Source organism: Phenylobacterium sp., assembly GCF_041913825.1.
Lineage (GTDB): Bacteria > Pseudomonadota > Alphaproteobacteria > Caulobacterales > Caulobacteraceae > Phenylobacterium.
Genome location: NZ_JAYSEO010000023.1, coordinates 1 through 22,753 on the forward strand (window position 1 = coordinate 1; position 22,753 = coordinate 22,753).

Annotated in this window: 21 protein-coding genes; 7 read left to right on the forward strand and 14 right to left on the reverse strand. The window is 73.0% G+C overall.

Features of this window, described 5'->3' with window-relative positions; genetic code table 11:
* The 6 genes from trbL to trbB form a co-directional block, all read right to left on the reverse strand.
* Positions 1-885, reverse strand: an 885-nt coding sequence (gene trbL, locus ACE3Q8_RS17745) for a P-type conjugative transfer protein TrbL (RefSeq protein ID WP_374471626.1), incomplete at its 3' end; no start/stop codon positions are given.
* Positions 882-1,559 (reverse strand): P-type conjugative transfer protein TrbJ, encoded by a 678-nt coding sequence (gene trbJ / locus ACE3Q8_RS17750; RefSeq protein ID WP_374471627.1) that lies wholly within the window; start codon positions 1,557-1,559, stop codon positions 882-884. The genes trbJ and trbL, both read right to left, overlap by 4 nt.
* Positions 1,556-3,997 carry a conjugal transfer protein TrbE gene (gene trbE, locus ACE3Q8_RS17755; RefSeq protein WP_374471628.1) on the reverse strand — a complete coding sequence of 814 codons (2,442 nt, stop codon included), beginning with the start codon at positions 3,995-3,997 and terminating at the stop codon, positions 1,556-1,558. The genes trbJ and trbE overlap by 4 nt, the downstream gene beginning before the upstream one ends.
* Before the next feature lies 1 nt (position 3,998).
* Entirely contained in the window at positions 3,999-4,253 is a 255-nt protein-coding gene (locus ACE3Q8_RS17760; protein WP_374471629.1) for a VirB3 family type IV secretion system protein, read from the reverse strand.
* Positions 4,253-4,558 carry a TrbC/VirB2 family protein gene (locus ACE3Q8_RS17765; RefSeq protein WP_374471630.1) on the reverse strand — a complete coding sequence of 102 codons (306 nt, stop codon included), beginning with the start codon at positions 4,556-4,558 and terminating at the stop codon, positions 4,253-4,255. Before ACE3Q8_RS17765 ends, ACE3Q8_RS17760 begins: the two co-directional genes overlap by 1 nt.
* 1 nt (position 4,559) lies before the next feature.
* On the reverse strand, positions 4,560-5,480 hold the full coding sequence (gene trbB, locus ACE3Q8_RS17770; RefSeq protein WP_374471691.1) for a P-type conjugative transfer ATPase TrbB: 921 nt from the start codon (positions 5,478-5,480) through the stop codon (positions 4,560-4,562).
* Positions 5,481-6,113: 633 nt separating this feature from the next.
* Between trbB and ACE3Q8_RS17775 the strand changes: the two genes are divergently transcribed.
* Positions 6,114-6,710: a DUF305 domain-containing protein gene (locus ACE3Q8_RS17775; protein WP_374471631.1), complete on the forward strand. Its 597-nt coding sequence runs from the start codon at positions 6,114-6,116 to the stop codon at positions 6,708-6,710.
* Between the two features lie 290 nt (positions 6,711-7,000).
* Here ACE3Q8_RS17775 and ACE3Q8_RS17780 read toward each other — a convergent pair whose 3' ends face one another.
* A complete protein-coding gene (locus ACE3Q8_RS17780) occupies positions 7,001-8,266 on the reverse strand; it encodes a DUF2254 domain-containing protein (RefSeq protein ID WP_374471632.1) in 1,266 nt (421 codons plus the stop codon).
* 80 nt (positions 8,267-8,346) lie between these two features.
* Complete coding sequence (locus tag ACE3Q8_RS17785) at positions 8,347-9,330, reverse strand: mechanosensitive ion channel family protein (protein WP_374471633.1); 984 nt, start codon at positions 9,328-9,330, stop codon at positions 8,347-8,349.
* Positions 9,331-9,402: 72 nt separating this feature from the next.
* Here ACE3Q8_RS17785 and ACE3Q8_RS17790 point away from each other — a divergent pair, with 72 nt between their 5' ends.
* From ACE3Q8_RS17790 to ACE3Q8_RS17800, 3 genes are all read left to right on the forward strand, one after another.
* Positions 9,403-9,897, forward strand: a complete 495-nt coding sequence (locus ACE3Q8_RS17790) for a DUF421 domain-containing protein (protein WP_374471634.1) — start codon at positions 9,403-9,405, stop codon at positions 9,895-9,897.
* A 2-nt stretch (positions 9,898-9,899) separates the two neighbouring features.
* The gene (locus tag ACE3Q8_RS17795; RefSeq protein ID WP_374471635.1) at positions 9,900-10,964 is read left to right on the forward strand and encodes an AI-2E family transporter; all 1,065 of its coding nucleotides are present in this window, start codon (positions 9,900-9,902) and stop codon (positions 10,962-10,964) included.
* 68 nt (positions 10,965-11,032) lie between these two features.
* Positions 11,033-12,907: a transglycosylase domain-containing protein gene (locus ACE3Q8_RS17800; RefSeq protein WP_374471636.1), complete on the forward strand. Its 1,875-nt coding sequence runs from the start codon at positions 11,033-11,035 to the stop codon at positions 12,905-12,907.
* Between the two features lie 29 nt (positions 12,908-12,936).
* On the opposite strand, the gene ACE3Q8_RS17805 is transcribed toward ACE3Q8_RS17800, so the two are convergent.
* Genes ACE3Q8_RS17805 through ACE3Q8_RS17820 form a run of 4 tightly spaced genes read right to left on the reverse strand, consistent with a single transcriptional unit; the run spans position 12,937 to position 15,185 of the window.
* Positions 12,937-13,476, reverse strand: coding sequence for a hypothetical protein (locus ACE3Q8_RS17805; protein ID WP_374471637.1), 540 nt, complete (start codon positions 13,474-13,476; stop codon positions 12,937-12,939).
* Positions 13,476-13,820, reverse strand: coding sequence for a hypothetical protein (locus ACE3Q8_RS17810; RefSeq protein WP_374471638.1), 345 nt, complete (start codon positions 13,818-13,820; stop codon positions 13,476-13,478). Before ACE3Q8_RS17810 ends, ACE3Q8_RS17805 begins: the two co-directional genes overlap by 1 nt.
* Complete coding sequence (locus ACE3Q8_RS17815; protein ID WP_374471639.1) at positions 13,813-14,643, reverse strand: hypothetical protein; 831 nt, start codon at positions 14,641-14,643, stop codon at positions 13,813-13,815. Before ACE3Q8_RS17815 ends, ACE3Q8_RS17810 begins: the two co-directional genes overlap by 8 nt.
* Entirely contained in the window at positions 14,640-15,185 is a 546-nt protein-coding gene (locus ACE3Q8_RS17820; RefSeq protein ID WP_374471640.1) for a hypothetical protein, read from the reverse strand. The genes ACE3Q8_RS17815 and ACE3Q8_RS17820 overlap by 4 nt, the downstream gene beginning before the upstream one ends.
* A 212-nt stretch (positions 15,186-15,397) precedes the next feature.
* On the opposite strand from ACE3Q8_RS17820, the gene ACE3Q8_RS17825 reads away from it, so the two are divergent.
* Genes ACE3Q8_RS17825 through ACE3Q8_RS17835 form a run of 3 tightly spaced genes read left to right on the forward strand, consistent with a single transcriptional unit; the run spans position 15,398 to position 21,581 of the window.
* Positions 15,398-17,128 (forward strand): autotransporter assembly complex family protein, encoded by a 1,731-nt coding sequence (locus ACE3Q8_RS17825; protein ID WP_374471641.1) that lies wholly within the window; start codon positions 15,398-15,400, stop codon positions 17,126-17,128.
* Positions 17,125-21,303, forward strand: coding sequence for a translocation/assembly module TamB domain-containing protein (locus tag ACE3Q8_RS17830; protein WP_374471642.1), 4,179 nt, complete (start codon positions 17,125-17,127; stop codon positions 21,301-21,303). The genes ACE3Q8_RS17825 and ACE3Q8_RS17830 overlap by 4 nt, the downstream gene beginning before the upstream one ends.
* Positions 21,300-21,581, forward strand: coding sequence for a hypothetical protein (locus tag ACE3Q8_RS17835; protein ID WP_374471643.1), 282 nt, complete (start codon positions 21,300-21,302; stop codon positions 21,579-21,581). The genes ACE3Q8_RS17830 and ACE3Q8_RS17835 overlap by 4 nt, the downstream gene beginning before the upstream one ends.
* Here the strand turns inward: ACE3Q8_RS17835 and ACE3Q8_RS17840 are convergent.
* Positions 21,575-22,378: a Crp/Fnr family transcriptional regulator gene (locus tag ACE3Q8_RS17840; protein WP_374471644.1), complete on the reverse strand. Its 804-nt coding sequence runs from the start codon at positions 22,376-22,378 to the stop codon at positions 21,575-21,577. The two genes, ACE3Q8_RS17835 and ACE3Q8_RS17840, sit on opposite strands and share 7 nt — an antisense overlap.
* Complete coding sequence (locus ACE3Q8_RS17845; RefSeq protein WP_374471645.1) at positions 22,368-22,721, reverse strand: DUF1622 domain-containing protein; 354 nt, start codon at positions 22,719-22,721, stop codon at positions 22,368-22,370. Before ACE3Q8_RS17845 ends, ACE3Q8_RS17840 begins: the two co-directional genes overlap by 11 nt.
* Positions 22,722-22,753: the final 32 nt, after the last annotated feature.

The window sequence follows — 22,753 nt, forward strand, 5'->3', positions numbered from 1 at the left end:
CGCCGAGCGCACGCCGGCGACGCCCGCCGCGCCCAGCCCGCCCAGGCCCACGGTCGTGGCGGCGGCGGCGCCGGCGCCCAGCTGCGGGCCGCCGGAGACCAGGCCCGAGGCGATCCCCGGCCCGAAGATCCCGAGGCCGAGCAGCGAGGCGGCGCCCAGCGCCAGCGCCAGCACCGCCTCCAGGTCGGGGAGTTCGCCGCCCGGCGCGCCCAGGAAGCCCTCGAACAGGGTCGCGCCGATGCCGGTGATCACCGCCAGGACCAGCACCTTGACGCCGGCGGCCATGACCGCGCCCAGCGCCCGCTCGGCGAGGAAGGCGGTGCGGCCGAACAGGCCGAAGGGGACGAGGACGAAGCCGGCCAGGGTGACCAGCTTGAACTCCACGAGCGTCACGAAGAGCTGCACCGCCAGCACGAAGAAGGCGATGAGCACCACGAGGGCGGCGGCCATCAGCACCCCGACCTGGACGGCGTTCTCGAAGAGGGCCGGGAAGCCCGCCATCTCTCCGGCCGCCGCCAGCATGGGCCGGACGGCCTCCACGCCGACGCCGGCGATGCGGCCGGGGCGCAGGAGGTCGGCGGCGGCGAGCGGCGCGCCGGACGCCTTGAGGCCGAGGCCGGCGAAGCTGTCGAACACCGCCTGGGCGAGCCTGGGGAAGTCGCCGATCAGGAAGGCGAAGGCGCCCACATAGAGGACCTTGCGCACCAGCCGGGCGAGGACCTCCTCCCCGGTCCCCCAGGCCCAGACGAGGGCGGCCAGGGTGACGTCCAGGGCCACCAGGAGGCGGGCGAGCGAGGCCACGTCGCCGCGCACCAGGCCGAAGCCGGAGTCGATGTAGCGGCCGAACACCGCCAGGAACTGGTCGATGACGCCGGTGTCGGTCATCGCGGGCGCCTGGCCAGGAAGCGGTCGAGGCGGGCGCGGGCGTCCGCGGCGGCGGCCGCCGCCCGGGCCTGTTCCAGGGCCTGGGCCTCCCCCTGGGCGGCCAGCAGGGCGGAGAGGTCGGCGAGCTGCCGGGCCTGCACGGCCAGCAGCTGGTTGCCGGCCTGGGCCGCCTCGAGCGCGCCCCCGGCCTCCTCGCTGGCCCGGGCCAGGGTCGTGGCCTGGGCGTGCGTCGTGGCCAGGGAGTCCCGCACCGCAGCCTGGACGGCCAGCGTCCGGCGCAGCGCCTCCGTGGCGTTGGCCAGGCGGGCGTCGGCCAGGGCGGCAAGCGCGCGCCCCGGGGTCGCGGCGCGGTCGTAAGCGTATTCCCGGTCGTACTGGGCGCGCAGCGCGGCGGTCTCCCGGGCGAGGCGACCGGCCTCGGCCAGCAGGGCGTTCACCCGGGCGAGGTCGGCGTCCAGGGCGCCGGCGGCGCGCAGGCCGAGCGGGCGCAGGTTGCGGGCCTCGTTCTGCAAGCTGGCCAGCTGGTTCTGCACCTGCTCCAGGGCGCGGGCCGCCTGCAGCATGTTCTGGGCGAGGTTGGCGGGATCGTGGACGGCGAGCTGCGCCCGGGCCGGCGCGGCGAGGGCGCCGGCCAGCGCGGCGGCGAAGGCGGCCAGCAGGGTCCGGCGGCTCATGGCGCGCAGGTCCGGAGCGGCGCCACGGCCTGGTCGGCCTCGACGAGCTCGGCGGCCCAGCCCAGGCCGCGCTCGCGGAGCCAGGCGGCGGGGAAGCCCTGCGGCCCGGCCGCCGCCAGGACCCGGTCCATGGCGGCCTGGTCCTCCCGGCGGCCGGCAACGCAGAGCGCCCGCGCCACCGCCCCGAGCTCCAGGTCGAAGAGGCGCGCCCCCTCGGGCGACTGGAACCAGTAGTCGCGCTTCGGCTGGGCCTCCGCCAGGATGGCGAGCTGCCGGTCGGTGAGACCAAAGCTCCGGTAGAGGGCCGCCTGGGCCGGCTCGCGGGCCCGCGGGTTGGGCAGGAAGATCCGCGCCGGGCAGCTCTCCACGAGGACGGGAGCGAGCGGGCTCGCCTGCAGGTCGGCCAGGGACTGGGTGGCCAGCACCACCGAGGCGTTCCGCTTGCGCAGGGTTTTCAGCCAGGCCCGCAGGCGCGGCGCGAAGGCGGGATCGCCCAGGGCCAGCCAGGCCTCGTCCACCAGGATCAGGGCCGGGCGGCCGTCGAGCCTGGCCTCCAGCCGATGGAACAGGGCGTCGAGGACCGCAGGCGCGGCGGCGGTCCCCAGCAGGCCCTCGGTCTCGAAGGCCTGGACCTCCGCCGCCGCCAGCCGCTCGGCCTCGGCGTCCAGCAGCCGCCCGAACGGCCCTGTCAGGGTGTAGGGGGCGATCGCCGCCTTGAGCTCGGCGTCCTGCAGCAGGGCCTGCAGCCCGCTCAGCGTCCGCTCGGCGGGCGCGGCCGCGCCGAGGCTCTCCAGCGCCGACCACAGCCGCGCCCGCCGCCCCGGGTCCATCCCCACCCCCTCGCGCGCCAGCAGCGCCTCCGCCCAGCCGGCCGCCCAGGCGCGCTCCGCGGTCTGGTCGACCCCGGCCAGCGGCTGCAGGGCCGGCCCTGCCCCGCCGCGGTCCTCGCCCAGCGCCGCCCAGGCGCCGCCCATGGCCAGGACCGCGGCGCGGATCGAGCCGCCGTGGTCGAAGGCGAAGACCCGGGCCCCGGGGTAACGGCGGAACTGCAGCGCCAGCAGGGCCAGCAGCACGCTCTTCCCCGCCCCGGTGGGCCCCACCACCAGGGCGTGGCCCACGTCGCCCACGTGCAGGGAGAGGCGGAAGGGCGCGGCGCCCGCGGTGCGGGCCTGCAGCAGGCAGGGTCCGCCCAGGTGGGGATTGCGCTCGGGTCCGGCCCAGGGGGCGGACAGCGGCAGCATGTGGGCGAGGTTCAGGGTGGAGACCGGCGGCTGGCGGACATTGGCGTAGACCTGGCCGGGAATGGTTCCGAGCCAGGCCTCCACGGCGTTCAGCCCCTCGATCCGGCAGGCGAGGTCGCGCCCCTGGACCACGCGCTCCACCTGCCGCAGCCGGGCGTCGGCCACAGCCCGGTCCCGGTCCCAGACCACGATGGCGGCGGTGAGGTAGGCGCAGCTGACCGCGTCGGCGCCCAGGTCCTGCAGGGCCGCGTCGGCGTCGGCCGCCTTGTTCTCGGCGTCGGTGTCCACCAGGGCGGCGGGCTCCTGGGTGAGCGCCTCCTGCAGGAGGGCCGCCACGGACTTGCGCTTGGCGAACCACTGCCGGCGGATCCGGCCGACCAGGCGCGCCGCCTCCTGGCGGTCGAGCAGGATCGCCCGGGTCATCCAGCGGCAGGGAAAGGCCAGCCGGTTGAGGTCGTCGAGCAGGCCAGGCCAGGTCTCGGCGGGCAGGCCGGTGACGGTGAGCACCCGCAGGTGCGCCTCGCCGAGCCGCGGCGCCAGGCCCGTCACCAGGGGGACGCCCGCCAGGCGGACGTCCAGGCATTCCGGGACCTCGGGCGTCGCCAGGGGCCGGAGCTCGCCGCCCACCGAGGCGGCCAGGTAGCCGAGGGTCTCGGCGTCATCCATCCAGGCGAGCTCGGCGGCGTGCGGAGCCAGGGCCGCCAGCACCCGGTCGGTCCGGTCCGCGAAGGCGGCGAGCTCGGCCCGCCAGTCCGTGGCCGCGCCGCCGCCCTCCCCCTCCAGGAACCAGCGCCGCATCCCGCGGCCCCGCTCGGCCGGCGCCCGCCACAGGAAGGTGAGCACATAGCGGCTCTCGAAGTGGGCGCCGGCCTCGAACGCCGCCCGACGCTCCTCGTCCGCCAGGGCGGACACCGGGTCCGGGAAGGCGGCCTCGGGATAGGCCAGGGCCGGCATGCGGCGGGCCTCGCAGAACAGCGCCCAGCCGGAGCCGAGCCCGCGCAGGACCGCGTTCACCCGGGCCGCGGCGGCGGCCAGGTCGGCGGGCTCGGCGGAGTCCAGGTCGAGGCCCCGGAAGCGGGCGCTGCGCTGGAAGCTTCCGTCCTTGTTCAGCACCACGCCGGGCGCCACCAGCGCCGCCCAGGGGAGCCAGTCGGCCAGGGCGTGGCCGCCGCCGCGGTACTCCCGCAGGTCCATCATCTCAGGCCTCCAGCCGCGCCGGCAGGCGCACGGCGCGGCGCAGCACCTCCAGCACCTGGGGGTCGCGCCGGGCCGCAGCGGCGGCCGCCAGGTGGCCGGCGGCGAACACCAGGAGCCCGGCCAGCCAGGCCCGCAGGCCGAGCCCGAGGGCGGCCGCGAGGGTCCCGTTGAGGATGGCCAGGCCGCGCGGCGCCCCGGCCAGCAGGATCGGCTCGTAGAGGGCCCGGTGGACCGGCGCGGCATAGGAGCCCTCCATCAGATCACCGCCCCGCCCCCGAAGGCGAAGAAGGAGAGGAAGAAGCTCGAGGCGGCGAAGGCGATGGACAGGCCGAAGACGATCTGGATCAGCCGCCGGAAGCCGCCGGAGGTGTCGCCGAAGGCCAGGGCCAGGCCCGTGCTGACGATGATGATCACCGCCACCACCTTGGCCACCGGCCCCTCGATGGACTGCAGGATCTGCTGCAGGGGCGCCTCCCAGGGCATGGCGGAGCCGGCGGCCCGGGCGGGGCCCGCCGCCAGCAGGAACAGCCCCAGAAGGAGAGACAGGCAGGTGCGGCGCATCTCAGCCCGCCCCGCCCGCCAGCGGCTCCAGCCGCCAGCCGTCCGGCGCCGGCCCCGCGACCCGGGCGAGCTCCACGAGCCGGCGCTCGGCGCCGCGGCCGGCGAGCACCGCCACCACCTGCACGGCCTCGGCGATCAGGCCCCGGGGGACCGCCGCCGCCACCTCCTGGACGAGGTGCTCCAGCCGGGCGAGCGCCCCGGCCGCCGAGCCCGCGTGCACCGTCCCCACCCCGCCGGGGTGGCCGGTGGCCCAGGCCTTCAGCAGGTCCAGGGCCTCGCCGCCGCGCACCTCCCCCACCACGATCCGGTCCGGCCGCAGGCGCAAGGCCGAGCGCACCAGGGCGGCCATGGACACGCCGGGGTCCGCCACCCGCAGGGCCAGCGAATTGGGCGCCGGGCAGCGCAGCTCGCGCACGTCCTCCAGGATCACCACCCGGTCGGCGGCCAGGGCCGGCTCCGCCAGCAGGGCGTTGGCGAGGGTGGTCTTGCCGCTGGAGGTGGGCCCCGCCACCAGGATGTTGGCCCGGGACGCCACCGCCGCCGCCAGGGCGTCCGCCGCCCGGCCGCTCATCACGCCCTGGGCCACATAGTCCGCCAGCCGCAGCGCCTGTCCCGCGGCCTTGCGGATGGCGAAGGCGGGCCCCGCGGTCACCGGCGGCAGCAGGCCCTCGAAGCGCTCGCCGCCGCCCGGCAGCTCGGCCGAGACCCGCGGCGCGCCCGGGTGGGCCTCGCGTCCCGCGTGGTGGGCGGCCAGCCGGATCACCCGCTCGCCCTCGGCCGGCCGCAGCACCAGGTCGGTGGCCCACAGCCCGGACCCCAGCCGGTCCAGCCACACCCGGCCGTCCGGGTTGAGCATCACCTCGCAGATGTCAGGGTCGTCGAGCCAGCCGCAGATCCGCGGGCCCAGCGCCGAGCGCAGCATGCGCGCCGAGCGGGCGGCGACTTCGTCCTGGAGCGAGATGAGGGACAAGGGTGTGTATCCGAAGCGAAGGAGACGCCCAAGGAGACCCGCGGCGGGCCCGGATCAACACCCCCGTCGCGGCGCTCGCGCCCCGTCGCGCAGCGGCAGGCCCCGGCGAGGGCGCCCTCCCCCGCGATTCGGCCGGGCCGGCATCGCGCCAGCTTCGCCCAGACTGGGCGTGCGCTCGCCTTCCGCAGACCTGATCGTCTGATCGGCCGTCCCAGCCGGGGAAGCTCGCCCGGAGCGCGCCCGCCAGCGTCTCCGCCGCCACCCTGAGGCGCCGCGGGACACGGCTCTCCAGAGCCTTCGCAAGACACGACCCTCCGGCCGCGGATCTGGGAGCCAACGCGGGTCGCGCCTGCCGAAACAGGCTCGAGGGGTGTTCGCAGCGCGCTCCCCCGGAAGGTTGGGCGCGTCAACAGACAGGAGCGCCAAGCCGCAGCGCGGACGCTCCCACCGTCAGATGGGGTCGGCAGGGACCTTGAGCGTGGCCCGGGAGGGGACTTCGATCGCGGGGGTTAAGGAGGCGAATGGCGCCTCCGCGCCTTGAACCCGGTCTTGGCTCGGAGTGTTCGTCCGGAATGGGAGAACGCCATGGAACACAAACACCCACCGATGAGCATGGGCTGGGGCCGCTTCGCTGCGATGATCGCCGTCTCGACGTCGATCATGTTCCTGCTGATGTACCAGCTGGTCTATAGCGCCGAGCACCTGCTGTTCAGCCTTACCCGTCTGATCTCCGCCCTGGTGATGGCCTGCGTGATGACAGCCGTCATGCTCGCATTCATGTGGAACATGTATCGCCCGACCGCGGCGAAGCTGGCTGTGCTCGCGGCCGCGGTGGTCGGTGGGATCCTGCTGCTCGGGATCAACCGGAGTCAGGCTCTGATCGACGACACCGCCTTCATGCGGGCGATGATCCCGCACCATTCCATCGCCATCAACAATGCTCGGAAGGCCGACATCCGCGACCCGCGGGTTCGCTACCTCGCCGACCGCATCACCCGTGATCAGGTGAAGGAAATCACGGAGATGAAGATGCTCATCGAAGATATCCAGCAACATGGACGGAGAGCCGATGTGCCGCTCCGGGCAGGTCCGGCTTCTCTGCGCCCTGAAGCCGCCAGTGAGGCGAGCGAGCTGTTGAGCGGCCAGCTCCTCGAGGACGAGCCCCTTCAGCGTCGGCCCTAACCGGAAGGTTCCGATCCGCCCTGGCGCCGCACCGGCCCTATGCAGGCTCGGCGGCGCCGCGATGGTTGCGCATCATCCTCTCGTGAGCCGTGACCATCCCGCGCTCGACCGGGTCCGACGCTTCGGCTCGAGCGGGAGCCATCCAAGCGTCGCGCCACCGGATGTCCGGGCTCCACCCATCGCTGAGGCTTGTGGTGCTCGCTCTGCAGACCGCCAGGCCCTCCACCTCGAATCCACGACAGGCCGCGGGTTCATGGGTTGAGTCTCAGTTCCTTATCGTCCGCCGACCATCAGAGGGGTCCCGCCTCTGTGGACATCCGGGCCGCGCCCAGGACACGCCCGGCCGCCTCGCGCACCTGGCGGCGCTCGGCCTGGCCCAGCACCTCCGACGCGGCGTCGAGCGCCTTGCGCGACAGCTTCCACGCCGCCCTGGCCACCTCGCGGTCGTGCAGGGCAGCCAGGCCGGCGAGGGCGTGCTGGAGCTCCACCTGCAAGCCTGGGTCGTCCGCCCCGTGGCGGATGATGGGACCCAGGGCCTCCTCAAGAAGCGCCTCGGCCGATAACCCGGGAGCGACGACGTCGACGCGCGGGGCGTCATCCGGCGGGCACGCCTCGACCCAGAGGTTGACCAGCAGCGTCGATCGCGCGAGCACGTCGCGGGCGGTGCCCGGGTCGTTCACACCTGGCGAGAGAGCGCGCCCGGCGACCTCGCCCAGCACCCGCATGCCGTAGCGGGGGTCCTGCTGGTGGGTGCGCTGAGCACCGAGGGTGACGCGGCGCTGCAGCTCGTGCACGCAGGCTGAGTCGAACCGCCCGCCGGACATCCAGAGGATCGGCTGTCCCCGGTGCACGAAGTCGCCTGGCTGCACAGCGAGGAAGATCTGGCCGCCCCGCGCCTCGACAATGCGGCGCAGGCCACCGAGGTCCACGTTCTGGACGAACCCCATGCTTCCCGCGTGGACCGGGAGGGCCTCGTCGGGCCGGGGCGGCGGGGGACCAACGGCTCGCCGGCCGACAGGGCTGCGCAGGGCCTGGCTCGTGGCGTCGGCCACCCGTCCGATCACGTCGTTGGACTGGCCAAGCCGCGACAACTCCCCCACCCACCGCAACATGGCCACGATGACGCCGCCCAGCACGACCAGCGTGAAGAAGAAGAGGATGACCCGTCCCTGCGCGCCGTAGTAGCCGGTGTGGACGGCGACGATGCCCACCATCGCGTAGACGAACGCCCCGATGAAGGTGGCGAGGGTGTTGCGAATGGCGCTGACCGACACCAGCAGCTGGGCCGCGTGCGGCGCGAGATTCGCCGCGACGGAGGTGTAGGCGGTCACCAGGGTGGCGAGGGAGAAGGTGGCTACGGCCAGCATGCTGCTCGCCAGGATGGAGAGCAGGTCGTCGACCGCATCCGATCCAAGCCTCAGGGGGAAGTCTGAGGGCACATAGCGGCCGAAGCGGGCGGCCACGAGCGCCGCGAGGACACCAAAGGCGCTGTAGAGCGCGACGGTGAACCACAGCCGCCGGCGCATCTCGAGGACATGGAACAGCCAGCTCGGCATTACGCGCGACCGCGGCGTCGCCGGACTATGCTGTCGAGGGGCATGACGGGAGAACGGGGCATGCTGGAGCTCGTTCCCCCCTAGCCAGCCTTCCCTTCGGCGGCGGCGCGGATGCGTAGCGGCGGCAGGCCGACGACCTGCACGGTCGCCGAGGCGATGCCGATCCGCGCGTCGTCGAATGCGGCGAGCACGTCCCGGCTGATCGCGTCCTTGAGCTCGCGCACACCATGGTCACGCGCGACGAACCGCAGCGTGAGTTCCAGCCAATTGTCGGTGATCCGCCAGTAGACGCGCGGGCTGAAGTCCGTGGTGGCCATGAAATAGCGGCGCTGCAGCTCGCGGGCCTCCGCCTCGGCGAGTTGCATGCACTCGCGGGTGTGTCGGCGCGCCACGTCGAGGAGGATCGCCTCCGCGCGGCCGCGATCCGCCTCAAAGGCCACCGGGATCGTCATCTCCTCGAACAGGTAGCCGAAGTCGCGGCTGTAGTTGTAGATCGGCTCATCGAAGATCTTTGCGTTGGTCACCGTGACGATCCGGCCGGTGTATTGCCGGGCCCTCACCCACATGGCGGGGTCGTCGTTCTGCACGGGCGGCGGCTGGCCCATCTCCATGATCGTGGTCTGCATGAAGTCGAGCGCGATCACGTCGCCTCGAACGCCGCCCATGACGATGCGGTCGCCCACGTTGAAAGTCTTGCCGCGCAGGATGACCACGTAGCCGGCCATCGCGGTGATCACCCGCTGGAGCGCAAAGGCCAGGCCCGCGGTGACGAGACCGAGCGCGGTGGCGAGGCGCGTCGGATCGTCAAACCAGATGGAGAGGACACCGATGAGACTGACCAGCGCCATCAGGATCTTGATGGCCTGGCGCGTCCAGAACTTCACCCGCGGGTTCGGATCCCCGCGGGTGACGGCGCCCAGCGTTGCGGCGACACCCCGCCCGGCCGCCCACGCGGCGAGCACGAACACCAGGGTCAGCAGGAGCTTGCGTCCATTCTCCGGCGTCACGCCGATCAGCGTCACGCCGAGCACCTGCAGCGCTCCGTTCGGGCCCGTGAAATCCATCCCGCCGTCTCCCCGTCCCCGTGCAGCTGAACCGTCGGCGGCAGCACGCGTTCCCCGATTGCCGGAGGACGGATGGACGGCGCCTTCTTCACCAACTGGAACGACATCGGCCGCGTGCTCGCGGTCGGCGCGGCGGCTTACGTGAGCCTGGTCCTGATCCTGCGGATCTCGGGCAAGCGTACGCTTTCGAAGCTGAACGCCTTCGACTTCGTGGTGACCATCGCCCTGGGCTCGACACTCGCCTCGGTGCTCACCTCGAAGACCCTCTCGCTCGCCGAGGGGGTGACCGCGCTCGCCCTGCTGGTGGGCCTGCAGCTGGTGGTCACATCGCTGGCGGTGCGCAGCCGTCGGTTCGATCGGATTGTTAAGTCCGAGCCCTCGCTCCTCCTGCGCAACGGCGAGCTGCTGTCGGACGCCATGCGCCGGGAGCGGGTGACGCCGGACGAGGTGATGTCGGCTATCCGCGACGCCGGCGCCACGACCTTCGCCGCGGCCTCCGCCGTCATCCTGGAGTCAGACGGCACGCTCACGGCGCTGCTGGCCGACGCCAGGTCTCCCGGCGCGTAGGGATGCCGACGCACAACCCCGGTCCCGCCGTGGACGCCGCGTTCGCCCGGCGGACCTTCTTCGTCTTCGCCGTCGCGGCCATGCTCTTCCTGGTGTGGCAGGTGGCCGACGTCCTCCTGCTGGCGTTCGGCGCGGTGATCATCGCGGTGCTGATCCGCAGCCTCGCGGATCCAATCCGCGAACACACGCCGATGAACGACTCCCTGGCGCTCCTGGCGGCCGGGCTGCTCATCCTCGCCATCCTGGGCGGCGCCGGCTGGGTGTTCGGATCCATGCTGTCGAGCCAGTTGACGGCGCTGGCCGGCGTGCTGCCGCACTCCATGGCGGAGCTTCGGGAACAGGTGACGCACTGGCCCTTCGGCGGTCAGATCGCTGCGCAGCTCGACAATGTCGGCGCCTTGCCGTCGGGTCTGCAGGGCCTGGCCGGCCGGATCGGCGGCTATGCCATGAACTTCGTCAGCGGCGTCACCAACCTGGTGCTGGTGCTCTTCGCAGGCGCGTTCCTGTCCACCAGCCCGGGGCGCGCGCGCGACGGGCTGGTGATGCTCCTGCCACCAAGCGCCCGCGAGCCGGTCCGGGACGGGCTGAACACCTGCGGGCGGGCGCTGCGCCTGTGGCTGCTGGGCACCCTCGCCGACATGGTCGTGACCGGCGCGCTGACCTTCCTGGGAGCCTCCCTGATCGGCCTTCCTTCTCCCGCCGCTCTCGGCCTGCTGGCCGGGCTCGCCACCTTCGTGCCGGTCATCGGCCCGATCGCCTCCACGATACCCGGACTGCTGGTCGCCGTGCAGCTGGGTCCCGACATGCTCCTGTGGACCTTGCTGATGTACGTCATCGTCCAGCAGATCGAGGGCAACCTGATCTACCCGTTCATCCAGCGCCGGGCGGTGGACCTGCCGCCGTACCTGTCGCTGCTCGCGGTGATGGGCTTCGGGGTGCTGTTCGGCTGGCTGGGCGTCATCTTCGCCACGCCCCTTCTTGTCGTGATCTACACCCTGACCAAGGTGCTCTACCTGAGAAACACCCTTGGCGACGACGTCACGGCGCCCGGAGAGAAGAGCGGCTAGGCCGGCTGCGGCGAGATCACGCACGAGCCCGCCCGAACTCCGCCGGCTTTTCCGAAGAGCAGGGAGGGATGCAAGCGACGCCGCCCCCCACCCTGCGACCGCCGACGCTCCGACCGGCGCCCTTTCGCGCCGCCGTGAGGCTGCTGGCCGGCGGCCTGGCGGCGCTTGGCCTGGCGCTGGCGCTCTACGCGACCGGGGTGATCGCCACCCTGCGCGCCCCGCAACCGCCAGCGCCCGCGGAACCGGCCGTCGTGCTGCTCGACAGCTCCGGCGCCCCCTTCGCCAGGCGCGGCGTGCTGCGCGCGCCACCCGTGGACGTGCGCACATTGCCCCCGCACGTGGTCCAGCCGTTCATCGCGATCGAGGACCGCCGGTTCTATGCCCATCATGGGGTCGACCTCCAGGGCCTCGGCCGCGCAGCCCTCGCCAACGCGCGCGCCGGCCGGGTGGTGCAGGGCGGCAGCACCATCACCCAGCAACTCGTGAAGAACACCCTGCTCGGACCGGAGCGGACCTACGGCCGCAAGCTGCGCGAGGCGATCGCAGCCGTCTGGCTCGACGCGCGGCTCGAAAAGCACGACATCCTCTCCCGCTACCTGAGCACCGCCTACTTCGGCGAGGGCGCCTATGGCCTGGGCGCGGCAGCCTGCATCTACTTCGACAAGGCGCCGCAACAGTTGTCGCTCGGCGAGGCGGCCATGCTGGCGGGTCTGGTGAAGGCTCCCTCGCAACTTGCCCCCAGCCGCCACCTGGCGGCGGCCCAGGCCCGCCAACGCACGGTGCTGTCGGCCATGGCCCATGCCGGGATGATCAGCTTCGCCGCCGCCGCCGGCATCCCGGCGGCGAAGCCGGCCGCCACCCGCCGACTGCCGCGCGCCGGAGCCTACTATGCGGACTGGGCCTACCCCCGCCTCGCCGAGGGGCTCGCCGCAGGCTACGGCGAGGTCGCCGTGCGCACCGGTCTCAATCTGGCCCTGCAGCGTCACGCCGAGACGCTCGTCGCCCAGGCGCTGCGCCAGGAGGGCCGTCGGGGACACGTCAGCCAGGCGGCGCTGGTGGCCATGCGCACGGACGGCACGGTCGTGGCCATGGTCGGGGGCGGCGACCACGGCAAGAGCCAGTACAACCGTGCGACGCAGGCCCTGCGGCAGCCGGGTTCGGCCTTCAAGCTGTTCGTCTACCTCGCCGCCTTCCGCAGCGGCGCGAACCCGTGGTCGCTGGTCTCCGACCAGCCCCTGAGGATCGGCGACTGGCGGCCGCGAAACGCCGACGGCAGCACGCACGAGGCGCTGACGCTCGACGAAGCTTTCGCCCGGTCCAGCAATCTCGCCGCTGTCCGCCTTGGGCGGGAGGTCGGGTCGGAGGAAATCATCCGCGCGGCGCGGGACCTGGGGGTCACCGCGCCCCTGGCGCCGGTGGACAGCCTGCCGTTGGGCACATCCGGCGTCAGCCTCCTGGAGCTCACCTCCGCCTATGCCGCCGTGGCCGCCGGCGCCTACCCGGTCAGCCCAACGGCGCTGCCCGACGCGCCGCGCCTGCCCACGGTCACGCTCGACTGGGAGCACGAGCAGCGGCCGCTCCTGCAACTCCTCCAGTCGGCGGCCGAGCGCGGGACAGGTCGCGCTGCCGCCCTCCCTATCCCGGTCTATGGCAAGACCGGCACCACCCAGAACTACCGGGACGCGGTGTTCGTCGGCTTCGCGGGAGACCTCGTGGTGGGGGTCTGGGTCGGCAACGATGACGAGACGCCGATGAAGGGCCAGGCCGGGGGCGCCCTCCCCGCTCGGATCTGGCGGGAGTTCATGGAGATCGCCCTGGCCGACGAGATCGCCGAGGCCCGCCGCATGACGGAGCCCGTCTTGAAACCGGAGCCTGAGACGGAGCCGATGGCGCCCGAACACGAGGGCTGGTTCGGCCGGCTGCGGTCGATCTTCGGAATCTAGTCCGCCGGGCCGTCAGGGGCCGGCCGCCGTTACTTCTGCACCACCACAAGCCGGACCGCAGGAACCTGGCTCACCGGCGCATTCACCCCGGTGCTGGTCACCCTGTCCGCTGGCATGCCGTTCCGGACGAAGGCTTCGGCGACGCGCCGGGCGCGGTCCTCCGAGGCCTCGCTCACCTGCGCCTGCTGTGGGTTGGCGTGGGGCGTCTCGATCCGGATGCGCGCGGTCGGATAGGCGCGCAGGACAGCGACGAGCGAGGCGATGGAGCCGTCGGGATCCTCGCGGACCTGTCCCCCCTCCACGAAACCGATGGACGGCAGGACGAAGGCCTTGCCCGGCGGTTCGGCGGAGGCGAGGTAGGCCTGGATCTCCTGCGCGGCGGGGGTGGCGTAGACGGCCGTCCCGGAGGGCAGCGTCGTGCTCGCCATGGGCGGCGCGGGCGTGGAGGCGAGTGGCGTGCGGAACGCCCCCTCGTCGATGGTCGCAGGGTCCATCTTTCCTTCGTTCCTGTCGCCGCAGGCGGTCAGGAGCAGGGCGGCGGCGACGGCGCTCGGGGTTCGCAAGATCATCAGGAGGTCTCCCTTGTCATGTCATTCGGCGGCGCGTCCTCGGCCGAAGCGAGCCGCTGGCGCAGCGGGCCAAGGTCATTGAGGCCGGTGAACGTGAGGTGCGGCGCGATCTTGCGGATCTGCGGATCGGTCCAGGTCCGCGCCAGTTCGGCCACGAACACCGCCAGGACAGCGGCCGCCAATCCGCCGACCGCCACCTGAGCGACGCGCCGCACGGCCCCTTTTCGCGCTGCGGGCCTGCCGCGGGCCGCGATGATGCGCAGCGCCTGTTCGTCATCCAGCGCGCGGGCGGCGGGCAGCCAGGCCTCCGCAGGGAGGCGACAGATCAAGGTGGCGCTAGCCATCTCGACCTTCCCGGGTCGCCTGGCGCCTCGACTCGAGGAGAGACTCCGCAAGGGGGCGGACGACGCCGGCCTGCCTGAGCAGGCTGGCCTCCAATCCGGCCTCCGGAGCCTGCGAAGGCGGCAGGACGGCGCCGCTGGGGCCATAGAGGGTCACCAACCGGTCGCCCACGAAACCGAACGCTCCGCGAGGGTCCTGCACCAGGAACAGCTCCCCCTCAGGATCGAAGTAGTAGTCGCGGGCTCGCGCGGCGTTGTCGCCGTCCGGAAACGGCGTCGAGATCTTCAAGACCCGACCGTCGGCGGCCCAGACGGCTTGCACCACGACATTGTCCTCGGGACGGACCGACGAAATCTCATCGCCGCCGGCGGCGATCCGGCGATCGATCCCGGCGGCGCGGTCGAGGAATCCGTGCGGGTCGTGCAAGGCGGGTCCCTCCCCCGGATCTGGACACCGCAGCAAGGTGATCGGCACGGCCGAGAAGGGCGCGCTCACCACCATCGAGTCCGTCGGAGCCGCGGTCACCCGCAGCGAGATCACGCCCGGCGCGGCCTCGCCGCAGCGGGCGACGCCGGTCCAGCCGCCGGCGTCCGGCCGCATCTCTTCCAGGAGACAGGTGGCGCCGGACTCCGCAGTGAGCGCGGTGGGACTGAGCCGCCAGACGGTTCGGCCGCAGAGATCCGGCTGCGCGGCCCAGACCCCGACATAGGCGGCAGGGCCCGCGGGAGGCGCAACGGGCGTCGCCGCCCCCTCTTCGGGCTCCCGGCCGCTGCAGCCGGAACAGGCGAGCGCGAGGCCGCCCAGCACGACGCGCCGAAGGTTCATGCGGCGCGTGCAATGCTCAGCAGGACCGTCGCCTGATCGAGGTCGCCTGCGACCGGCTTACCGTCCTTGGTCTTCTCCTCGGAGAACACCAGCGCGGTCGGGGCGCCCTGGCGGCTTCCCTCCCAGGATGACGTACGTCGGTCGCGAAGCGGCCCCTCCGAAGGCTCCCGCACCCGCCGCACCTCCAGGCTGTTGGCCAGCGCCCACGCGTTCAGAAGGTCCAGGATCGGCTTCTCCCCCCCGGCGTCGTACGTCACCGTCAGGGAGCAGACGTTGGGGTTGGCCGGGGTCGGCGGGAGGACCAAGAGTTCCTTGCGCCCGTCGACGGTGAGAACCCACTGGCCGTCGCGCTGCCTGAGGCCCGAAGCCTGGCTGACCGCGTCCGGGTCTTGGCCCGCGATCAGGGGGACGCACACGCGCTCCAGCGCGCTTTGCAGGGCGATGGCCTCGGGAGTGCGTGAATCCGCACCCTCGGCCTGGGCAAAGCTCGGCGCCGCCAGCAGTGAAACGACTGCGGCGGCGCAAGGCATGATCGTTCGCATGCTTGCACCTTTCCGAATTTTTGCTGTGCGCCTCTCCAACGAGGACCTCGACACATAGTTCTATCGCAGCACGATGTTTTGAACGTGCAATGTTGATGAAAGGAGGACCGCTCTGTTCAGTACTGAACCGACGGCCGCCGCCCTCCGGTGGCACCACGGGTCAGGTGCGAAGACAGGAGCTCCTTTGGGCGGCCGGCGCCATGTGCCTCGCCATGGCGACGCCGGCGCGCGCGCAATACCCCAGGGCGGAAATTGAGGGTGGCCTGCCGCCGGACCTTCGCGACGCCATCGCCACGGGCGTGACCCAATCCGAGACCCCCGCGCGCAGTCGTCTCGAAGCCCGGCGCCGCGCCCGAGAGGCGTCTGAGGACGCCGAGGAGATTCTCCGTTCGGAAGGCTACTACGGCTATCAGCTCGACGCCGACGTGCGGGCGGGCGAGCCGCCGGTCGGCGTCGTCAAGATCGATCCCGGGCCGCGCTTCTACCTCACCGACCCCGCGATCGAGTGGCGTGAGACGCCCCCCGCGCCCGACGCACGCAAGCAGGCGCACGATGCGCTCCAGATCCAGGCCGGCGACCCGGCGCGGGCGGCCGACGTGATCGCCGCCGAAGGACGGGTCATCGCCCGGCTGCAGGACGTGGGCTACGCCGACGCGGTCGCGGCCCCACGGCGCGTGGTGGTGGACCACGCCACGACCGCCGTGAGCCCGACCTTCCGCATCGTGGCTGGCCAGCTCGTCCGGCTCGACGGCGTCGAGGTCGCGGGCCGGACCCGCACCAGCCTGGCCTGGCTGCAACGGCTGGCCCCCTGGCGCTCGGGCGAGGTCTATGCGCCCGACGACGTGGCCGAGCTGGAGCGCCGCCTGCTCGACACGGGCGTGTACGAGACCGTCACCGTCGCCCTGAGCCCTCGCGAGAAGACCACGGCGGAGGGACTCCGGCCCGTGGTGGTCAGCCTCAGCGATCGGCCCCGCTGGACCGTGGAGGTCGGGGCGCGCTATGCCACCACGGACGGGGTCGGCGTGGACGCCCGGTGGACCCGTTACAACGTGCTGCGGCGCGCCGACACCCTGCAGGTGACTGGCCGGGCGTCGACCCTGGACAGCCGCCTGGGCGCCGAGGTCTCGCTGCCGCACTGGCGGCGGCCGCAACAGACCCTCGATCTCGGGGTCGAAGGCTATCGGACCCGCACCGACGCCTTCGGCGAGACAGGCGCCGGCGTGCGCGCGAGTCTGACCCGCCGCTTCGGGCGCACCTCCTATCTGACCTGGGGCGGCGCCCTCGACTACAGCGAGGTCGAGCAGGTCCGCGCCGGTGAAGTGTCGCAGCTCGGCCGCAGCCTGATCACCGCGGCGGGGCTGGCGGCCTTGTCGCTTGACCGTTCCGACGACCCCCTGGACCCGACGCGGGGCTGGCGCGCGCAGGGGCGAGCAGAACCGACGGTCATCTCTGGCGACGAGACGCTGGCCTATGTGCGACTGCAGGGCCAGGCGTCCGCCTATCTCCCGCTCGGCGAGAATGCGCGCACGGTGCTCGCCGCCCGGCTGCGGCTTGGCGGCATCGCCGGAGGCAAGCTGCCGCAGGTCCCAGCGTCCGAGCGCTTCTATGCAGGCGGCGGCGGCTCGGTGCGCGGCTTCGGCTACCAGGCGGTGGGCCCGAGACTTCCCGACAACACCCCACGCGGGGGGCTGTCGCTGGTCGAGGCGTCGATAGAGGCGCGACAGCAGATCACGGACCGCTGGGGCGTCGTCGCCTTCCTCGACGCCGGGTCCGTCGGGGCCCGGCAGGTCCCCGGGTTGGACGACGTCGGCATAGGGGCCGGGTTGGGCGCGCGCTACGACCTGGGCTTCGGGCCGATCCGGGCGGACATCGCCTTCCCGCTGACCCGCAAGCGCGGCGGGGAGTCGTTCCAGGTCTACCTCAGCATCGGACAGAGCTTTTGACGGACGAGGTCGCCCGCATTGCGCATGAGCGGGCGCCCCACCGGCGTCGCCGGTGGCTTATCGCCATCGTCGCGGGCGTGCTGGTTCTGCTGGGCGGCCTGTTCCTCGCAGTGCGACTGGGCGTGCTGGCGCCCGGCGCGCAGGTGATGATCGAGGCGCGCACCGACGGGCTGAAGATCGGACGCTTCGGGCGCCTGAAGCTGGAGGGGCTTTCAGGGGACCTCTGGCGCGACTTCGAGATCGACCGGCTGATCCTGACTGACGAAGAGGGCGTCTGGCTCGAGGCGCGCGACGTCCACGTCGTCTGGGACTACCTCCAGCTGTTCCGCCGGCGCTTCGACGCCGAAGAGATCACCGCCGAGAACGTGCGGCTGATCCGGCGGCCGGTCATGACGCCGAAGACCGAGTCCCAGGGGCTGCCGATCAGCTTCGATATCGATCGCTTCGGCGCGCGCGTGGAGATGCTGCCCGCCTTCAGCTATGAGCGCGGCGTCTACGACCTGACCGGCGCGCTGCACGTCGGCCGACGCAACAGCGGCCAGTCCGGCGAGGTGCATGCCGTAAGCCAGCTGCACGCCGGCGACCGGCTGGACGCGCGCTTCAGCTTCGGGGGTCGGCTGCCGCTGCGGGTGGACGCCCGCGCGCATGAGGCCCGCGGCGGTGCGCTCGCCGGCGCGCTCGGCCTGCCGGCCGACCAGCCGTTCAACCTTGCCGTGGACGCCAGGGGGCGGACCGGCGCCGGCCGGTTCAGCGCGGTCGCGCAGAGCGGAGAAGCGCGTCCGCTGGAGGCTGCGGGCCAGTGGTCGAACGAAGGCGCCCAGGCCCAGGGCCGGGTGCTGCTGACCGCGTCCGAGCTCACCGAGCCGATGGCCCAGGCGCTCGGACGTGAGGCGAGCTTCCGGCTCTCGGCGTCGCGGGTGGGCCTGATGCAGGACGTCGCCCTCACCCTCGCCTCCGAAAACCTCCGTCTGCAGGTGACGGGTCTGGTGGAGCCGAGGGCGCGGAAGACCAGCGCCCGCGGCCTGCAGGTGATCGCCGAGACCCCGGACGCCGGAGCGCTGGCGCCAGGGCCGGAGATGGGCGCCGCGCGGTATGAAGGCGAGCTGACCGGAGGCCTCGACAATTGGCGGCTCGCCGGCGACCTGGCCGTGCAGCAGGTCGCCGCAGGCGACTACGCACTGCAACGCATCGGCGGTCCGGTGACGATCGCCTCCGCCCGGGACGTGCTCGGCCTGGAGGCGCGGCTGCGCGGCCAGGGGGGGCGCGGCGACGGCCCCTTGGCCGCCCTGCTTGGCGGGGCGCCGGTCGCAGAGCTGGAGGCGACCCGCCTGGCGGACGGGCGGCTGCTGCTCGAGCGCCTCGGCGTGACGGGTCGCGGGCTGAAGGTCGCCGCCCGCGGCAGTCGGAGCCTGACCGGGTCCCTGAACTTCCGAGGCGAGGCCGAGCTCACCAACCTCGGCGCCATCCGGCCTGGCGCAGAGGGCGCCTTGAACATCGACTGGACCGCTCGACAGCGGAACGTCGAAAGCCCGTGGATTCTCAGCGCCGACGCCGATGGCCGGCGGCTGACCACCGGGTTCGACGCCCTGGATCGGCTTCTCGGCCAGAGCCCCGACCTGGACCTGGCCGCGAGTTTCCGCAGTGGCCAGCTCACGGTCCGCACGGCGGAGCTGAACGGCGCCCGGGCGCGCATGACCCTCGAGGGCGTCGTCGGCGGACCTGCCGGCCTTCGGCTGCAGGCGGACTGGCGGGCGGAAGGGCCGCTGGGGATCGGGCCTGTGGAAATCCAAGGCGCCGCCCGCGGCAGCGGCCACGTGAGCGGCAGGCTCGCGGCGCCAACGATGGCCCTGCAGGCGCAGTTCGACACCGTGGACATCCCGCGCCTGCCTCTGCGAGACACACGTCTCGACCTGCGCCTGGGACCGACGCCCGGCGGGCGCGCCGGCGAGATCTCGGTCACCGCCCGCTCGCCCTATGGGCCGGCGCGGGCGCGGGCCGATCTTGGCTTCCCGCCCGGCGCACTGAGGCTCTCCAATCTGTCGTTGCAAGCCGGCGGCGTCTCGGCATCGGGCGACGTCGCCCTGCGGAACGGCGCTCCCTCGGCCGCCGACCTTCAGATCGCCGTCGGCCCGGGCGCCCTCCTCCAGGCCGGACAGGCCTCGGCCAGCCTCCAAATCACCGGCCGTCCGGGCGCGACCCGGACCGCGCTGCAGATGACCGCCCGGGACGCGGCCCCATACGGAACCAGCCTGGTCGTCGATCAGGCCCGTCTGCGAGCCAATGGCCCCCTGAACCGGCTGGCCTACGACCTGGAAGCGCGTGGCGACAGCCCCCGCGGCGACTGGAGCGTGCGCGGCGACGGCCGGCTCAGCCGAACAGCATCGGCCTATACCGCCAGCTTCTCGGGCGGCGGCGCCCTCGGAGAGGAGTCGCTGCGCACCGCCCGTCCTGCGGTGTTCCGGTTCGGCGCAGGCGCCCGCACCGCCGACCTGGAGCTGGTGACCCGTCGTGGCGGCGCGGTGACCGCCCAGGCGCGGCTGACCGACAAGGCGGCCGAGCTCCGCGCCATGGTGCGCAATCTCAGCCTCACCCTCGTCAACGAAGACCTCGCCGGGCGGGTGAACGCCACCGTCAACCTCCAGGGCCGCGGCCGTCGGCTGGAGGGGGGGCTCAACGCGCAGCTGGCCGACGCCCGGGCCCGCGGCTCCGATCCGGCGAGCGGCCTCGACGCGCGGGTCGAAGGGCGGCTGACCGGCCGCGCCCTCGAACTGGTCGCCACCGCGTCCAACGAGCAGGGCCTGCGCGCCCGAGCAGATGTCCTTCTGCCCGCCGAAGCCTCTGCCGCGCCGCTGCGGCTGGCCCTGAGGCGGGACCGACCCATCCGGGGCGACGTCACCGCCAATGGCCAGGTCAGGCCGCTGTGGGACCTGCTGGTCGGCGGCGAGCGAACGCTGTCTGGCGAGGCCGCCATCTCGGCCCGCCTCGGCGGCACGCTCAATGACCCGCAGCTGCGTGGGCAGGCCACCGTCACCGAAGGGCGGTTCGCCGACGGCGTCACCGGCCTGACCCTCACCGAGGCGAGTCTGCGGGCCAGCTTCACAGATGATTTGGTCGATCTCCTGGAGGCGCAGGCCTCCGACGGGCGCGGGGGTTCGCTGCGCGGCTCGGGCCGGATCAGCCTCTTGCGCGGGGGCCTCAGCAACCTGCGCGTGCAGCTGCAGGACTTCCAGGTCATCGACAACGAGCTCGCGACCGCCCGGGCGACGGGCCCGGTGACGGTCCACCGCTCGGCGGACGGCCGCATCGCAGTCGCCGGCCGGCTGCGGATCAACGAGGCGGAGATCTCCCCCACCACGCTCGGCCCGCCGGGAGTCGTCACCATGGACGTGGTGGAGATCAACAAGCCCGCACGGCTGCAACGGCCGACGGCGCCGACGGCCTCTGGGCCCAGCGTGGCGTTGGACATCGACCTGGACGCGCCGGGCCGGATCTTCGTCCGCGGCCGCGGGCTGGACGTGGAGCTGGCGCTTGACGCCCATGTTGGCGGCACGATCGCCGACCCGGCGCTCCGCGGCGCCGCGCGGGTGGTGCGCGGCGACTACACCTTCGCCGGCAAGCGGTTCGCGTTCGACGAGCGGGGCGTTGTCTATCTGGCGACCGATCCCGAGGATATCCGCCTCGACCTGACCGCCCGGCGCGATGACCCATCCCTGACGGCGGTGATCCGGGTCCGCGGCACGGCGGCGCGGCCGGAGATCAACCTCAGCTCCAGCCCCGCACTCCCCGAGGACGAGGTGCTGTCCCAGGTTCTGTTCGGTCGCTCCGCCTCCCAGCTCTCCACGCTCGAGGCCGCGCGGCTGGCGGCGGCGCTGTCCAGCCTGTCCGGGGGCGGCGGCTTCGACGTGCTGGGCGACCTGCGGGCGCTGACCGGGCTCGACCGGCTGTCCTTCATCGGCGGCGGCGGCTCGGGCCTGGGCGTCGCCGGCGGAAAGTACCTGTCCGATGACGTCTACCTCGAGATCATCGGCGGCGGCCGGGCGGGCCCGGCTGTGCAGGTGGAGTGGCGTGTCACGCGCCGGATCTCGATCGTGTCGCGGCTCACCCAGATGGGGGGCAACGACATCGCAGTGCGCTGGCGCAAGGATTACGGAGCGAGCAAGGGAGACAACCGATGATGAGACACCAGATGGCCGCGGCGGCCGCCGCCGCGGCGATGGCGCTGGCGATGGCGGCCTGCGGACGGGACGCCGCGCCGCCCGAGCCCGGCGAGGGCGCGGTGGGCACGGTGGCGGTGGACAACGCCGGCGCGGCGGAGAATCCGGTGACGCCCGCCCTGCCGGGCGGTCCCGCCGGGCAGACGCCGGACTATCCCAACGCGGCGGGCGCTGGCTCGATCGTCCACTCGGATCGGACCCCGCCCTCGACTGCCAGCGGCGACCCGCCTGTTCAGTAGCGGGCGAGGTCCGGCGGTTCGGCGGCGCGCGGCGGATCCCTCAGGATCCGCCGCCGCATGGCGCGAACCACGTCGTAGCACTCGCAGCAGCTGGCGCGCAGCGCCTGGCGGTCAACGACGGTCACGGCGCCCCGCGTGTAGCGGATCGCCCGCCGACGCTTCAGCGCGCCGGCCGCATGCGTCACCGTCGTCCGGCCGACGCCGATCCGGCCGGCGATGTAGTCCTGGGTGAGCGGGAACCGGTTCTCGCCGGTATGGTCCGCCGTCTCGAGCAGCAGACGCGCCAGACGGCCAGGCGCCATATGGGTCGCCTGGCAGGCGATCGACTGGCGCGCCTCGGCGAGCAGGAACTCCGACCGGCGGTGGAAGGCGCCCTGGAGCTCGGGGCTCGTGAGGACGACCTCCTTCAAGCGGCGCGCCGAGAGCGCCCAGGCCGCGCCCGAGATCTGGACCATCACCCGTGAGATCATGGCGCCGCTGCCGCACGCCTCCACGTACCCGATCCCACCATCCCGTCCGCGGCTGCCGTTCTCCACGTGGCGACCGCTGAGCATGGGCGTGATCATCGAGACGAGGCCCGAGACGGGGAAATAGACCCGGTCGACCTCGTCGCCCGGTTCATAGAGCACCTGTCCCGCCACCAGGGTCACCCGCCGCAGGTACGGCCGCAAACGCTCGAGATCCGGCGCCTCCAGGGCGTCCAGAATGTCGTTCTGCAGCTGCGGCTCGACCTTCGGCTCCGCCGGGGTCGGCGGACGAGCAAGACGCGGGGGGTAGATCGCCAGGTCACCGCTCATCGCGCGTTCCTCCCCCGCGCCAGGGCGGCCGCCCCTTGATCTCGGTCTCCAGCGAGAAGCTCAGGAAGGTCCGGATCAGCACGATGGCGGCGAGCACGCCGACGCTCTCGTACGTCAGGGGGGCGCTCACGGTGGCGATGATGTCCGCCCCGACCAGCAGCTCCAGCCCAAGGAGGATCCCGCGGCCGAGGTTGGCCCGATAGCGATCATATCCGCCGACCAGCCCCTCGCGGTCTCGGAGATAGGCGATGCTGGCCACGAGGGCGCCGACCAGGATCACGCCCACGCCCGCAATCTCCAGGCCGAACGCCGCATGGTCGATATAGCTTCGGACGCCGTTCATGGCGCTCCAGCCCTCGCACGCTGCCCTGCAGC